This is a genomic window from Photorhabdus heterorhabditis, from assembly GCF_001280945.1.
Taxonomy (GTDB): Bacteria; Pseudomonadota; Gammaproteobacteria; order Enterobacterales; family Enterobacteriaceae; genus Photorhabdus; species Photorhabdus heterorhabditis.
Genome location: NZ_LJCS01000057.1, coordinates 15,310 through 29,376 on the forward strand (window position 1 = coordinate 15,310; position 14,067 = coordinate 29,376).

18 protein-coding genes are annotated in these 14,067 nt (G+C 42.3%); 16 read left to right on the forward strand and 2 right to left on the reverse strand.

Annotation, left to right across the window (positions count from 1 at the left end; genetic code table 11):
* Nucleotides 1–7: 7 nt before the first annotated feature.
* The 16 genes from rsmG to AM629_RS23990 all read left to right on the forward strand — a co-directional run bounded on the left by rsmG (nt 8) and on the right by AM629_RS23990 (nt 13,221).
* Entirely contained in the window at nt 8–628 is a 621-nt protein-coding gene (gene rsmG, locus AM629_RS16600) for a 16S rRNA (guanine(527)-N(7))-methyltransferase RsmG (protein WP_054480370.1), read from the forward strand.
* Between the two features lie 609 nt (nt 629–1,237).
* A complete protein-coding gene (atpI, locus tag AM629_RS16605) occupies nt 1,238–1,615 on the forward strand; it encodes a F0F1 ATP synthase subunit I (RefSeq protein ID WP_054480371.1) in 378 nt (125 codons plus the stop codon).
* 29 nt (nt 1,616–1,644) lie between these two features.
* The gene (gene atpB / locus AM629_RS16610; protein ID WP_054480372.1) at nt 1,645–2,469 is read left to right on the forward strand and encodes a F0F1 ATP synthase subunit A; all 825 of its coding nucleotides are present in this window, start codon (nt 1,645–1,647) and stop codon (nt 2,467–2,469) included.
* Between the two features lie 48 nt (nt 2,470–2,517).
* Nucleotides 2,518–2,757, forward strand: a complete 240-nt coding sequence (gene atpE / locus AM629_RS16615) for a F0F1 ATP synthase subunit C (RefSeq protein ID WP_000429386.1) — start codon at nt 2,518–2,520, stop codon at nt 2,755–2,757.
* A 57-nt stretch (nt 2,758–2,814) separates the two neighbouring features.
* On the forward strand, nt 2,815–3,285 hold the full coding sequence (gene atpF, locus AM629_RS16620; RefSeq protein WP_054480373.1) for a F0F1 ATP synthase subunit B: 471 nt from the start codon (nt 2,815–2,817) through the stop codon (nt 3,283–3,285).
* Nucleotides 3,286–3,297: 12 nt separating this feature from the next.
* On the forward strand, nt 3,298–3,831 hold the full coding sequence (gene atpH, locus AM629_RS16625) for a F0F1 ATP synthase subunit delta (RefSeq protein WP_054480374.1): 534 nt from the start codon (nt 3,298–3,300) through the stop codon (nt 3,829–3,831).
* Nucleotides 3,832–3,845: 14 nt separating this feature from the next.
* A complete protein-coding gene (gene atpA / locus AM629_RS16630; protein ID WP_054480375.1) occupies nt 3,846–5,387 on the forward strand; it encodes a F0F1 ATP synthase subunit alpha in 1,542 nt (513 codons plus the stop codon).
* A gap of 58 nt (nt 5,388–5,445) precedes the next feature.
* Nucleotides 5,446–6,309: a F0F1 ATP synthase subunit gamma gene (atpG, locus tag AM629_RS16635; protein WP_054480376.1), complete on the forward strand. Its 864-nt coding sequence runs from the start codon at nt 5,446–5,448 to the stop codon at nt 6,307–6,309.
* A 34-nt stretch (nt 6,310–6,343) separates the two neighbouring features.
* The gene (gene atpD, locus AM629_RS16640; protein ID WP_054480377.1) at nt 6,344–7,726 is read left to right on the forward strand and encodes a F0F1 ATP synthase subunit beta; all 1,383 of its coding nucleotides are present in this window, start codon (nt 6,344–6,346) and stop codon (nt 7,724–7,726) included.
* A 21-nt stretch (nt 7,727–7,747) separates the two neighbouring features.
* Nucleotides 7,748–8,170, forward strand: a complete 423-nt coding sequence (locus AM629_RS16645; protein ID WP_054480378.1) for a F0F1 ATP synthase subunit epsilon — start codon at nt 7,748–7,750, stop codon at nt 8,168–8,170.
* A gap of 130 nt (nt 8,171–8,300) precedes the next feature.
* A complete protein-coding gene (gene glmU / locus AM629_RS16650; RefSeq protein ID WP_054480379.1) occupies nt 8,301–9,671 on the forward strand; it encodes a bifunctional UDP-N-acetylglucosamine diphosphorylase/glucosamine-1-phosphate N-acetyltransferase GlmU in 1,371 nt (456 codons plus the stop codon).
* A 108-nt stretch (nt 9,672–9,779) separates the two neighbouring features.
* Nucleotides 9,780–11,609, forward strand: coding sequence for a glutamine--fructose-6-phosphate transaminase (isomerizing) (glmS, locus tag AM629_RS16655; protein ID WP_054480380.1), 1,830 nt, complete (start codon nt 9,780–9,782; stop codon nt 11,607–11,609).
* A 150-nt stretch (nt 11,610–11,759) separates the two neighbouring features.
* Entirely contained in the window at nt 11,760–12,014 is a 255-nt protein-coding gene (locus AM629_RS16660; protein ID WP_054480381.1) for a type B 50S ribosomal protein L31, read from the forward strand.
* Nucleotides 12,015–12,031: 17 nt separating this feature from the next.
* Nucleotides 12,032–12,172, forward strand: a complete 141-nt coding sequence (gene ykgO / locus AM629_RS16665) for a type B 50S ribosomal protein L36 (RefSeq protein ID WP_046974578.1) — start codon at nt 12,032–12,034, stop codon at nt 12,170–12,172.
* 378 nt (nt 12,173–12,550) lie between these two features.
* Nucleotides 12,551–13,048, forward strand: a complete 498-nt coding sequence (locus AM629_RS16670; protein ID WP_054480382.1) for a phage tail protein — start codon at nt 12,551–12,553, stop codon at nt 13,046–13,048.
* Complete coding sequence (locus AM629_RS23990) at nt 13,048–13,221, forward strand: hypothetical protein (protein ID WP_161804238.1); 174 nt, start codon at nt 13,048–13,050, stop codon at nt 13,219–13,221. Before AM629_RS16670 ends, AM629_RS23990 begins: the two co-directional genes overlap by 1 nt.
* Nucleotides 13,222–13,482: 261 nt before the next feature.
* On the opposite strand, the gene AM629_RS16675 is transcribed toward AM629_RS23990, so the two are convergent.
* The gene (locus AM629_RS16675) at nt 13,483–13,875 is read right to left on the reverse strand and encodes a tail fiber assembly protein (RefSeq protein ID WP_054480383.1); all 393 of its coding nucleotides are present in this window, start codon (nt 13,873–13,875) and stop codon (nt 13,483–13,485) included.
* 5 nt (nt 13,876–13,880) lie between these two features.
* A partial coding sequence (locus AM629_RS24725; RefSeq protein ID WP_235525502.1) for a hypothetical protein occupies nt 13,881–14,067 on the reverse strand: 187 nt, incomplete at its 5' end.

Consider the following 14,067-nt stretch of genomic DNA (forward strand, 5'->3'; position numbering starts at 1 on the left):
CTTTATTGTGCTGAACAAACTGGAATTGTTGCTGACTAAAGCAAGAATAGAAATTTCACAACAGCAGAAACAACAGCTTATAGCCTATGTTGATATGCTCAATAAGTGGAATAAAACCTATAACCTCACGTCTGTTCGTGATCCTGAGCAAATGTTAGTACGTCATATCATGGATAGCATTATTGTTAGTCCTTATCTACAAGGTTATCGTTTTATCGATGTAGGAACTGGTCCGGGGTTGCCGGGTATTCCGTTAGCTATTGTTCGTCCAGATTCTTATTTTACATTGCTGGATAGTTTAGGTAAAAGAGTCAGATTTTTGCGTCAAGTTCAGCATGAACTTGGTTTGGCAAATATCGAACCAGTGCAAAGTAGGGTTGAAACGTATCCTTCTGAACCACCTTTTGATGGTGTTATAAGCCGAGCTTTTGCTTCACTACAAGATATGGTCTCTTGGTGCGGTCATTTACCTAAGTCTGTTCATGGGCGTTTCTATGCGCTTAAAGGTGTACTCCCTGAGGAGGAACTCACTGTGTTACCTTCCGGAATTTCTGTTGATTCAGTTATTCGGTTAGATGTTCCTGAATTGGAAGGGCAACGGCATCTGGTTATACTTAAATCAAACTAATTTTGTCATTTGTCAATAAAGTCATAAATAATTAGTGATGTTGAGCACAATTGTGTTGTGTTCAACATCGTCAATTATGATTTGTCTCGTTTCAGCTTTAATTTACCGAGTTATCACATAAAAATAACGTTATCTTGATATTAAGGTAGTTGAGTTTTTAAAAATCAGATAAAGCGTTTTTTCATCAGATTCACTTTTTTAAAACAGCTAAAAATTAACTTGGTAATTTAAGTCAATAATATAATAACCTTATTTCCAATTTATGAAGTTAAGTTTTTGATTTTACTTATAATATATTTTATTTTTATTTGTTTAAAATGTTAAAAATAATTAATAAATGAAAATTTTATGTGATTTAACTCACATTTAAATTTGAAAGTATGAAATTATTAAAGATGAAGAATCAGTACAATAATTAGCTTGTAATCTGGTGTCAAAGTAAAAAATTTAAATAATTGTTCACCTTTTCGCTACTTATGGATTGAATTCATTTTGGCTGCCCGTATAATTTGCACGTTTTTGTCACTTGACACTCTTAAGCAAAGGCAGTTTTATACAACATTCAGCAAAACCTGATATGCAAAGCGTGCAGGGGAGAAAACAAAAGTCATGTCTGTATCCCTTTACAACGGTAAAATTGCACTGAAGTTGCTGTTTTTGCAGTTAATGACTTTTGTTATTCTCAGTGCGGCTTTTTGTACCAAAAGTATAGAGTGGGGCGCTTCTGCTTTTGCTGGTGGATTAGCATGTTGGTTACCGAATGCCATCTTTATGCTATTTGCCAGTTTTCAGGAAGCAAAGGAAGAAGACGTTTCTGTGCGTGTTGCATGGTCTTTCGCTATTGGCGAAGGGTTGAAAGTTATTATTACGATAGCAGTGCTGATTGTTGCTTTAGGGGTGTTTAAAGCGGCGTTTGTACCGCTAGGTTTGACTTATTTAGTGGTGCTGATTGTGCAGATCATCGCATCAGCTGTGATAAACGGTTAGGTTTTCAACAACAAAGGGTAAGAGGCATCATGTCTGCATCAGGAGAAGTTTCAACTGCAAGGGACTACATAGGCCACCACCTGAATAACCTTCAGTTGGACCTACGTACCTTTGAGTTGGTCGATCCCAACTCTGGTGGTTCTGCAACGTTCTGGACGTTGAACATTGACTCGCTTTTTTTCTCAGTCGTATTAGGGATTTTATTTCTGTATGTATTCAGAAAGGTTGCGGTTAATGCCACCTGTGGCGTACCTGGCAAACTTCAGACTGCTATAGAATTGATCATGGGTTTTGTTGATAACAGCGTTCGTGATATGTATCACGGGAAGAGCAAAGTGATTGCCCCTCTGGCATTAACTGTGTTCGTCTGGGTGTTATTGATGAATATAATGGACCTACTGCCAATCGATTTTCTTCCTTATATCGGTGAACATGTCTTCGGCTTACCTGCTCTGCGTGTTGTACCAACAGCGGATGTCAGTATTACCTTGTCGATGGCTATCGGTGTCTTTGTCCTTATCCTCTACTACAGTATTAAGATGAAAGGAATTAGTGGTTTTACAAAGGAGCTGACTTTACAGCCTTTTAATCATCCGCTGTTTATTCCGATTAACTTAATTCTGGAAGGGGTTAGCCTGCTTTCAAAACCAGTATCACTCGGTCTACGACTGTTTGGTAACATGTATGCGGGTGAATTGATCTTTATTCTTATAGCTGGTCTGTTACCGTGGTGGTCGCAGTGGATGCTTAGCCTGCCTTGGGCTATCTTCCACATACTGATTATTACGTTACAAGCCTTTATTTTCATGGTTCTGACGATTGTTTATCTGTCGATGGCATCTGAAGAACATTAATTTTTACCACAATAACTGTGTTTTAACTGAAACAAACTGGAGACTGTCATGGAAAACCTGAATATGGATCTGCTGTACATGGCTGCCGCTGTAATGATGGGTCTGGCGGCAATCGGTGCTGCGATCGGTATCGGCATCCTCGGAGGTAAATTTTTGGAAGGTGCTGCTCGTCAGCCGGATTTAATTCCTCTGTTGCGTACACAGTTCTTTATCGTTATGGGTCTGGTTGACGCCATTCCGATGATTGCTGTGGGCCTTGGCTTGTACGTAATGTTTGCTGTCGCGTAGTTTGCAGAAAAAATTCGAAACTACGTCAACTCATTAATTTGAAAGAGGTATTGTGCTGTGAATCTTAATGCAACAATCCTCGGCCAGGCCATTGCGTTTGTCCTGTTTGTTATGTTCTGTATGAAGTTTGTATGGCCTCCAATTATGGCGGCCATTGAAAAGCGTCAAAAAGAAATTGCTGACGGTTTATCTTCTGCAGAACGTGCCAAAAAGGACCTGGACTTAGCGCAAGCCAATGCGACCGACCAAATGAAGAAAGCGAAAGCTGAAGCTCAGGTCATCATTGAACAGGCTAATAAACAAAAAGCCCAGATCCTTGATGATGCAAAAGCTGACGCAGAGCAGGAACGTAACAGAATCGTAGCGCAAGCTCAGGCAGAAATTGATGCCGAACGTAAGCGTGCTCGGGAAGAGTTACGTAAGCAGGTCGCTATGCTGGCTATCGCAGGTGCCGAGAAAATCATCGAACGTTCCGTGGATGAAGCTGCTAACAGCGACATCGTTGATAAACTGGTCGCTGAACTGTAAGGAGGGAGGGGCATGTCTGAATTCGCTACTGTAGCTCGCCCCTACGCCAAAGCAGCTTTTGACTTTGCTGTGGAAAAACAATCGCTCGAACATTGGCAGAATATGCTGGTGTTCACAGCTGAGGTGACTCGTAATGAGCAAGTTGGTGAACTGCTTTCCGGTTCATTGGCATCGGAAACGTTAGCCAATACTTTCATCGCAATTTGCGGTGAACTGGTCGATGAACATGCTCAGAACTTTATTCGTGTTATGGCAGAAAACGGCCGCTTATTGGCGTTACCGGAAGTTTTGCAGCAATTTATTCAATTGCGTGCGTCACTTGAATCAACTGTTGATGTTGAAGTGATTTCTGCTACCGAACTGAGTGAGCAACAGCTGGCTAAAATTTCTGCAGCGATGGATAAACGTCTGTCACGCAAAGTTAAGCTGAATTGCAAAATTGATAAGTCTGTTATTGCTGGTGTGGTAGTCCGCGCAGGTGATTTGGTGATTGATGGCAGTATTCGTGGCCGTTTAGATCGCTTAACAGACGTCTTGCAGTCTTAAGGGGACTGGAGCATATGCAACTGAATTCCACCGAAATCAGCGAACTGATCAAGCAGCGCATTGCTCAGTTCAATGTAGTGAGTGAAGCTCACAATGAAGGTACGATTGTATCCGTTAACGACGGTATCATTCGTATTCACGGTTTAGCCGAAGTTATGCAGGGTGAAATGATCGCACTGCCTGGCAATCGTTATGCAATCGCATTAAACCTGGAGCGCGACTCCGTGGGTGCGGTTGTGATGGGTCCGTATGCTGATTTAGCAGAAGGCATGAAGGTTAAATGTACTGGCCGTATTCTTGAAGTACCTGTTGGTCGTGGTTTGCTTGGTCGTGTAGTGAACACTCTGGGCGAACCAATTGATGGTAAAGGCCCTGTTGAGCATGATGGTTTCTCTGCTGTCGAAATGATTGCTCCAGGCGTTATCGATCGTCAATCCGTAGATCAGCCGGTACAGACAGGTTATAAATCTGTTGACGCCATGATCCCTATCGGTCGTGGTCAACGTGAACTGATTATCGGTGACCGTCAAACGGGTAAAACTGCACTGGCTATTGATGCAATCATTAACCAGCGTGATTCAGGCATTAAATGTGTTTATGTTGCAGTTGGTCAGAAAGCTTCTACTATTGCGAACGTTGTTCGTAAATTAGAAGAGCATGGTGCTCTTGCTAATACTATCGTAGTGGTTGCGACTGCTTCAGAATCTGCTGCATTGCAATATCTGGCACCATATTCTGGTTGTGCAATGGGCGAATATTTCCGCGATCGCGGTGAAGATGCGCTGATTGTTTATGATGATTTATCTAAGCAAGCTGTTGCTTATCGTCAAATTTCTTTGTTGCTCCGACGTCCACCAGGACGTGAAGCATTCCCTGGTGATGTTTTCTATCTGCACTCCCGTTTGTTGGAACGTGCTGCGCGTGTTAACGCTGAATATGTAGAAAAATTCACTAATGGCGAAGTGAAAGGTAAAACTGGTTCTCTGACAGCTCTGCCTATCATTGAGACTCAGGCAGGGGACGTATCAGCATTCGTACCAACAAACGTTATTTCAATTACTGATGGTCAGATCTTCTTAGAATCCAGCTTGTTCAACGCGGGCATTCGTCCAGCAGTTAACCCAGGGATCTCTGTATCCCGTGTAGGTGGTGCTGCTCAGACTAAGATCGTGAAGAAATTGTCTGGTGGTATTCGTACTGCTCTGGCTCAGTATCGTGAACTGGCAGCATTTTCTCAGTTTGCTTCAGACCTTGATGATGCAACTCGTAAGCAGTTGGATCATGGTCAGAAAGTAACTGAATTGCTGAAACAGAAACAGTATGCTCCGATGTCTGTTGCACAACAGTCACTGTCTCTGTTTTCTGCGGAACGTGGTTATCTGGAAGATGTCGAAATCGCTAAGATTATTGATTTCGAGTCTGCGCTGCTTGCGTATGCCAGCCGTGAACATGCTGATCTTCTGAAAGAGATTGACCAGTCTGGTGGTTACAATGAAGAGATCGAAGCGAAGCTGAAAGCTCTGCTCGATTCTTTCAAAGCAACTCAGTCCTGGTAACACTATTCGGCCCGGTTTAATTAAACATGGGCCGTCTGGTTAATGAGGAGAATCAGGAATGGCCGGCGCAAAAGAAATACGTACCAAGATCGCCAGCGTGCAAAACACGCAAAAAATCACTAAAGCGATGGAGATGGTTGCTGCGTCCAAAATGCGTAAAACGCAGGATCGCATGGCGGCCAGCCGTCCTTATGCAGAAACCATACGCAGCGTGATTGGTCACCTTGCGTTAGGTAATCTGGAATATAAACATCCATACCTTGAAGAACGTGAAACTAAACGTGTCGGGTACCTGGTTGTTTCTACCGATCGTGGCTTGTGCGGTGGTTTGAATACTAATTTGTTCAAAAAACTACTGTTGGACATGAAAAATTGGTCTGATAAAGGTGTCCAGTGTGATCTGGCACTTATCGGCTCTAAGGCTGTTTCTTTCTTTGCATCTGTTGGGGGCAATATTGTTGCTCAGGTTACAGGCATGGGAGATAACCCTTCACTGTCCGAATTGATCGGGCCGGTTAATATCATGTTGCGGGCATACGATGAAGGACGTCTGGATAAATTGTATGTGGTGACAAACAAGTTCATCAATACAATGTCTCAGGAACCGACTATTACTCAGTTATTGCCTCTGCCTGCCGGAGATGATGAAACACTGAAGAAGAAATCCTGGGATTATTTATACGAACCTGATCCTAAGGCGTTGCTGGATATACTACTGCGTCGTTATGTAGAGTCGCAAGTTTATCAGGGCGTTGTTGAAAACCTGGCTAGTGAGCAGGCCGCAAGAATGGTGGCGATGAAAGCCGCGACTGATAATGGTGGCAGCCTGATCAAAGAGCTGCAGTTGGTTTATAACAAAGCTCGTCAGGCCAGCATAACTCAGGAGTTGACCGAGATTGTCTCGGGTGCTTCCGCGGTTTAACAGCTAGGTTTACGAATTACGTAGAGGATTCAAGATGGCTACTGGAAAGATTATCCAGGTAATCGGCGCCGTGGTGGACGTCGAATTCCCTCAAGATGCTGTACCAAAAGTATACGATGCACTTGAGGTTCAAAACGGCGAAGCTAAGCTGGTGCTGGAAGTTCAGCAGCAGTTAGGCGGCGGCGTTGTTCGTTGTATTGCAATGGGTACTTCTGATGGCTTAAGCCGTGGTTTAAGTGTGACTGACTTAGGTCACCCAATCGAAGTTCCAGTTGGTAAAGCGACACTGGGTCGCATCATGAACGTATTGGGTGAACCAATCGACATGAAAGGCGATATCGGTGAAGAAGAGCGTTGGGCTATTCACCGTCCGGCTCCAAGCTACGAAGAGTTATCTAACTCTCAAGAGTTGCTGGAAACGGGTATCAAAGTAATGGACCTGATTTGTCCATTCGCCAAGGGTGGTAAAGTTGGTCTATTTGGTGGTGCGGGTGTAGGCAAAACCGTAAACATGATGGAGCTTATCCGTAACATTGCGATTGAACACTCAGGTTACTCCGTATTTGCCGGTGTAGGTGAGCGTACCCGTGAAGGTAACGACTTCTACCACGAAATGACAGATTCTAACGTACTGGATAAAGTATCTCTGGTATATGGTCAGATGAATGAGCCACCAGGAAACCGTCTGCGTGTTGCGCTGACTGGCCTAACAATGGCTGAGAAATTCCGTGATGAAGGCCGTGATGTTCTGTTGTTCGTTGATAACATTTATCGTTATACCTTAGCAGGAACAGAAGTGTCTGCACTGCTGGGCCGTATGCCATCAGCGGTAGGTTATCAGCCAACGTTGGCGGAAGAAATGGGTGTTCTGCAAGAACGTATTACTTCCACCAAAACCGGTTCTATCACTTCTGTACAGGCTGTTTACGTACCTGCGGATGACTTGACTGACCCATCTCCAGCGACGACTTTCGCCCACTTGGACGCAACCGTAGTACTGAGCCGTCAGATTGCTTCTCTGGGGATTTACCCGGCGGTTGATCCACTGGATTCTACTAGCCGTCAGCTTGATCCATTGGTTGTTGGTCAAGAGCACTATAACGTTGCTCGTGGTGTTCAGTCTATCCTGCAACGTTATCAGGAACTGAAAGATATTATCGCTATTCTGGGTATGGATGAACTGTCAGAAGACGATAAGTTGGTAGTTGCACGAGCTCGTAAGATCCAGCGCTTCCTGTCTCAGCCATTCTTCGTTGCAGAAGTCTTTACTGGTTCACCAGGTAAGTTCGTTTCCCTGAAAGATACTATCCGTGGTTTTAAAGGTATCTTAGAAGGTGACTATGACCACCTACCAGAACAAGCGTTCTACATGGTAGGTACCATCGAAGAAGCTGTGGAAAAAGCGAAAAAACTTTAATACGGCTGACCGGAGGTTGACATGGCTGCAATGACTTACCATTTGAATGTTGTCAGTGCTGAGAGCCGGATGTTTGAAGGCTTGGTACAAAAAATTCAGGTGACAGGTAGTGAAGGTGAACTGGGTATTTACCCAGGACATGCACCACTACTTACTGCCATAAAACCTGGCATGGTACGTATTGTTAAGCAGTTCGGTGAAGAAGAGGTTATTTACCTTTCTGGGGGTATCCTTGAGGTACAACCGAGCGGCGTTATCGTACTAGCTGACACTGCGATCCGTGGTAAAGATTTGGATGAAGCTAAGGCGTTGGAATCTAAGCGTAAAGCTGAAGAACGCATCCGTAATTCTCACGGTGATGTTGACTATGCTCAGGCATCAGCTGAATTGTCTAAAGCGATTGCAAAACTTCGGGTAATCGAGTTGACAAAAAAGGCAATGTAATACAGGCAGTTAAAGAAAAGAAGCCAGTTGGTGTGAGCTAACTGGCTTTTTTGTATTGCGAAATATGTAGTAATTTATCTCGCAAACAGGTTTACTTTTTTTATCTTAAATTGGAGTTATCAGGTTTCTTATGTCTAACAGTGCAAGAAGTGTTGTTATCCTTGCTGCGGGTAAAGGAACCCGCATGTATTCTGATCTCCCTAAAGTTTTACACTTGCTGGCAGGTAAACCTATGGTTCAGCATGTGATTGATACTGCAATGGTATTGGGTGCTAAAAATGTTCATTTGGTGTATGGGCATGGTGGTGATCTGATGAAGCAGACCCTTTCTGAACAAAAGTTGAATTGGGTATTACAAGAGGAACAGTTAGGGACAGGTCACGCAATGCTGCAGGCAGCGCCACATTTTACTGATGATGAAGATATTCTGATGCTGTATGGCGATGTACCTCTTATTGGTACAGATACCCTTGAGCGTCTGTTGGCGGCTAAACCTGAAGGTGGTATTGGTTTACTGACAGCAATTCTGGATAATCCAACGGGTTATGGTCGTATTATTCGTGAAGACGGGGATGTGACTGGAATCATTGAGCAAAAAGATGCAACTGATGAGCAGCGCAAAATTAATGAAATTAACACAGGTATTTTGGTTGCTAATGGTGGCGATTTAAAACGTTGGTTATCCCAATTGGATAACAACAATGTTCAGGGTGAATATTACATTACTGATGTGATTGCTTTGGCCTATAAAGAAGGTCAAAAAATTGAAGCGGTACATCCAAGACGTTTGAGTGAAATGGAAGGTGTGAATAACCGCCTACAGCTTTCCGCTCTTGAACGTATTTATCAATCTGAACAGGCAGAAAAATTATTGCTGGCTGGTGTTATGCTGCTAGACCCTACCCGTTTTGATTTACGTGGCACGTTGGCCTATGGCCATGATGTAGTTATTGATACTAATGTTATTATCGAAGGCAATGTAACTCTCGGAAATAATGTACAGATTGGCACAGGTTGCGTACTGAAGAACTGCATTATTGGTGATGATTCTGTTCTTAGTCCATATACAGTCATTGAAGATTCTGAAATGGGGGTTGGTTGTACTGTTGGACCTTTTGCCCGTTTACGTCCCGGCTCTAAACTTGCTGAAAAAGCCCATGTAGGGAATTTCGTTGAAATGAAGAAATCTTATCTGGGTAAAGGTTCTAAGGCGGGACATCTAACTTATCTTGGTGATACTGATATTGGTAGTGATGTAAACATTGGTGCAGGTACTATTACCTGTAACTACGATGGCGCTAATAAATTCAAAACTATTATTGGCGATAACGTTTTTGTTGGTTCTGATACCCAACTTGTTGCTCCAGTGACAATTGCTAACGGCGCTACAATTGGTGCGGGGACGACAGTGACGAAAAATGTTGCTGAAGATGAACTGGTAGTAAGCAGAACTAAGCAAACGCATATTCAGGGTTGGAAACGCCCTGTTAAGAAAAAATAAAATAATAATCCCCACTCTACAGGCTCGGGGACCGGCAAAGCCGGAAAACAATCAGGCTCGTGACATTATAAAGGGCTTTCATCAGCCCTGTTTTTAGGAATAAAACTGATGTGTGGAATTGTTGGTGCAGTAGCACAACGAGATATTGCTGAAATCCTGATTGAAGGGCTTCGTCGTTTGGAATACCGTGGTTACGACTCCGCTGGGTTGGCGGTTGTTGATAACGAAAAGAATATGCTCCGCCTACGTGAAGTCGGTAAGGTGCAAATGCTAGCTGATGAGGTTGATAAACAACCAGTCCTTGGTGGGACAGGTATTGCGCACACCCGTTGGGCTACACATGGTGAACCGAACGAGAAGAATGCTCATCCGCATATTTCCGATTATATTGCTGTTGTTCACAACGGCATTATTGAAAACTATGAAGAATTGCGGGTTCAATTAATTGAGCGTGGTTATTCATTTATATCGGATACTGACACAGAAGTTATTGCTCACCTTGTTCATTGGGAGCAAAAACAGAGTGGTACCTTGCTAGAGGCTGTCCAGCGTGTTATCCCCCAGCTTCGTGGTGCTTATGGCGCAGTTATCATGGATAGCCGTGATCCCGGAGCAGTAATCGCTGCAAGATCGGGTAGTCCTTTGGTTATTGGTTTGGGTGTGGGGGAAAACTTCCTTGCGTCTGATCAATTGGCGCTGTTGCCTGTTACTCGTCGTTTTATCTTCCTTGAAGAAGGCGATATTGCTGAAGTAACCCGTCGTACCGTGCGTATTTTTAATATTCACGGGGAGCCAATTGAACGGGAACATATTGAATCTAATATTCAATATGATGCTGGTGACAAAGGTATTTATCGTCACTATATGCAAAAAGAGATCTATGAACAGCCAATGGCAATCAAAAGTACTTTGGAAAAGCGCTTAGGTTATGGACAAGTAGATCTGTCTGAACTTGGCCCTAATGCAGCTGAATTATTATCCAAAGTAGAACATATTCAGATTGTTGCCTGTGGTACATCCTATAACGCAGGTATGGTTTCCCGTTATTGGTTTGAAGCATTGGCCGGTATTCCTTGTGATGTAGAAATTGCCTCTGAATTTCGTTACCGCAAATCGGCACGTCGTCCGGGAAGCTTATTAATTACATTGTCTCAATCAGGTGAAACCGCAGATACATTGGCAGCTTTGCGTTTATCTAAAGAACTTGGATATCTCACATCGTTGACAGTCTGTAACGTAGCGGGTTCTTCTTTAGTCCGTGAATCTGATTTTGCACTGATGACTAAGGCTGGTGCTGAAATTGGTGTTGCTTCAACGAAAGCTTTCACAACCCAACTGACAGTGTTGCTGATGCTGGTGGCTTATCTTGGACGCTTAAACGGTGTTGATGTAGAGCAGGAGCAAGAAATTGTTCATGCATTACATGCACTGCCGAGCCGCATTGAAAGCATGTTGTCGAAGGATAAAATTATCGAGGCGCTGGCGGAAGATTTTTCTGATAAACACCACGCTTTGTTCCTTGGCCGTGGTGATCAATATCCGATAGCGGTTGAAGGGGCACTGAAATTAAAAGAAATTTCTTACATTCATGCTGAGGCTTATGCAGCAGGTGAATTGAAACATGGTCCATTGGCACTGATTGATGCAGACATGCCTGTTATCATTGTGGCTCCAAACAATGAACTATTGGAAAAACTGAAATCCAATATTGAAGAAGTACGAGCCCGTGGTGGATTGTTATATGTATTTGCGGATCAGGATGCCGGTTTTACGGACAGCGAAGGAATGAAGATCATCCCATTACCGCATGTTGAAGAACTGATTGCACCAATATTTTATACCGTTCCACTGCAACTACTCTCCTATCATGTTGCTTTGATTAAAGGGACTGATGTTGATCAGCCTCGTAACTTGGCTAAATCAGTAACTGTAGAATAGTCGTTTTATAAGTAATAAGTTGAAATAAGCCTCTGTACATTAAAAATACAGAGGCTTTTTTTTGGTCTGAAAAAAATTTTCATTATTTTCTTGCTGATAAAAACGAACTGCATTATTGTTATATTATAACATTACATTTGTGGCGAAGTTATGAAACCAAATATCCATCCAAACTACCGGGTAGTTGTATTTCACGATACCAGTGCTAATGCCTACTTTACAGTTGGTTCCACTATCCGTACTGAGCGGACAATTACCTTGAATGGAGAAGAGTATCCGTATGTGACAGTTGATGTATCATCGGAATCACATCCTTTCTACACAGGTAAGCAGAAAACTTTATCTCAGGAAGGCAGCACAGCACGATTCCAGAAAAAATTTGGGCGTTTTATTGGCAATAAATAAATTGAAGGATCATAAAAATGCAGGTGTTAAGTTCACTTAAAACGGCGAAAACTCGTCACCCAGATTGCAAAATCGTACGACGTCGTGGCCGGTTGTATGTTATTTGTAAATCCAATCCACGTTTTAAAGCAGTTCAGGGGAAGAAAAAGAAGCGTTGATACTTAATGCTAATGGTAGAACTCGCAGCTTATAACTGCGGGTTTTCTGCCCTTGTTTAACCATTTGGAAAATAGTTAGCATGAGATTTATTTGGGAAGAGAATTACATGACTTAGGTAGATAAGCTGTATTTTTTGTAAAGTAAAACTTCATGAGATATTGATTGCACGGTACAAAATTAAACATTTAGTTGTCTGCTATTGCTACAGATTTTTCCCTCAAAAGTAGTTCGTTATTTATGCTTTTTAATGTGTTTCATTGTAAATCACCATTCTGGTCATTTTTTGACACCCGAATATAGCCAATCTTTTCCATATGTAACCCTGCTGAGTACCAATGAGAGACTACCCTTTCGGAAATTTCACAGAATAGTGAGTTTTGAAAAATCTTGGTTTGGTGGAACAGCTAATTCCGGTCGGTGTGCCACTTCCCTGGCCGACTGAAATACCACCGGAAGGATGGGTTCCGTGTAATGGGGCGGCCTTTGATAAGTCGAAATTTCCGGAGTTAGCCAAGGCTTATCCTAGTGGTAATTTGCCCGATTTGCGTGGTGAATTTATTCGCGGCTGGGATGATGGGCGTGGGGTCGATCAATCACGTGCATTGCTGTCACAACAAAATTCAACACGATTACCCAGCGTTTATGTTCACGCGGCTTCTGCTGATAGGGGGATATTGGTATCACCTCCTGTTAATACGTATTCCCGTGCTTATCCATCAGAAATTATGGCCAGTGATTTTGAAGATAGTACTACCGGCAGTGGCCCGTATTACACGACAAGCACGTCATTAGTACCAAGTGGTGCAGTTGGATTATCTGCTTTTCGAGTACGTCCGCGTAATATCGCATTTAACTACATTGTGAGAGCAGCATAATGATTACAACTATTTTAGATGGAAATAATATTTTTATAGGGCCAGGTAATATCACTGTATTTAATTATGATGTAGTTACCGGAGAATATTTAGATAACAGTAAAAAATTTCTGACTATTGGTATAGAAATTCCCGTACACTCTGGTGTTGAATGGCTACTTACCGAAAGATAGGGATATGCTATTTGTCATAGTGCAAAATTAGCATGCTAATAATAGATATCTGATTATCTTGTAAAAATAGCCTATAGTATCAAAGTCCTTGAACAATAAAAAATCACTCGGAAATGTTGACATTCAAACACACTGATAATATATGGTATTACTGAGCAAGGTTAATACTTCACTGGCTTCTGTTATTGAATAAGTGACTGAAGATACTACAATAAATTTATTAAGACCGGGAGTTATCCTAACCCCGGTCATTTTTATAAGCTACGATAATGGTGGAATTGGCCAGACAATTTCTGGTGCGGTTGAAATATCAACTCGACTAAGCATTATTCGGTATTTTTTCCATTCCAATAGAATGTTTTTTTCTTCTTCTGTCGCTATATTTAAATCAATGGCATCTTGTAATGGAACTATAATATTATTAGATTTAACTAGTAACTGAATTCTTTCATGTTCTGCTTTCCTAATTAATTCTTCTTTAGTTGCGACATAAGGAAATATTTTATAACCATCAAATACCCATTTTTCATTGGTGTTTTCGTCAAACTCTTTAGGCACATCATTCTTATTAATTTCTGCAACAGAAAAACCAAGCGGTGCAAATTTAGATACATCCGTCGTTATTGCACGAATGAGACCATTATTATCATACATAATCTTTAATGTTTCTGTTGAGAATTGATTTTGAGATGTATACCAATCATTACCTTGCTTATCCTCAGGGCGCGAGCATACTTTGACTCATCTTCATCCAAAGAACACTCTTGCACGATAATCATCACTCCAGCCTGCTTTCTTGAGCTTGTTTCTCTGGCTCGGGGCGCCACAATCACATTGTTTAACCAT

Coding starts and splice junctions, on each gene's coding strand:
- atpA (WP_054480375.1), top strand. CDS start 3,846: ATGCAACTGAATTCCACCGAAATCAGCGAACTGATCAAGCAGCGCATT.
- atpH (WP_054480374.1), top strand. CDS start 3,298: ATGTCTGAATTCGCTACTGTAGCTCGCCCCTACGCCAAAGCAGCTTTT.
- AM629_RS23990 (WP_161804238.1), top strand. CDS start 13,048: ATGATTACAACTATTTTAGATGGAAATAATATTTTTATAGGGCCAGGT.
- AM629_RS16645 (WP_054480378.1), top strand. CDS start 7,748: ATGGCTGCAATGACTTACCATTTGAATGTTGTCAGTGCTGAGAGCCGG.
- glmS (WP_054480380.1), top strand. CDS start 9,780: ATGTGTGGAATTGTTGGTGCAGTAGCACAACGAGATATTGCTGAAATC.
- atpI (WP_054480371.1), top strand. CDS start 1,238: ATGTCTGTATCCCTTTACAACGGTAAAATTGCACTGAAGTTGCTGTTT.
- ykgO (WP_046974578.1), top strand. CDS start 12,032: ATGCAGGTGTTAAGTTCACTTAAAACGGCGAAAACTCGTCACCCAGAT.
- glmU (WP_054480379.1), top strand. CDS start 8,301: ATGTCTAACAGTGCAAGAAGTGTTGTTATCCTTGCTGCGGGTAAAGGA.
- atpE (WP_000429386.1), top strand. CDS start 2,518: ATGGAAAACCTGAATATGGATCTGCTGTACATGGCTGCCGCTGTAATG.
- atpD (WP_054480377.1), top strand. CDS start 6,344: ATGGCTACTGGAAAGATTATCCAGGTAATCGGCGCCGTGGTGGACGTC.
- AM629_RS16675 (WP_054480383.1), bottom strand. CDS start 13,875: ATGTATGATAATAATGGTCTCATTCGTGCAATAACGACGGATGTATCT.
- AM629_RS16660 (WP_054480381.1), top strand. CDS start 11,760: ATGAAACCAAATATCCATCCAAACTACCGGGTAGTTGTATTTCACGAT.
- atpB (WP_054480372.1), top strand. CDS start 1,645: ATGTCTGCATCAGGAGAAGTTTCAACTGCAAGGGACTACATAGGCCAC.
- atpG (WP_054480376.1), top strand. CDS start 5,446: ATGGCCGGCGCAAAAGAAATACGTACCAAGATCGCCAGCGTGCAAAAC.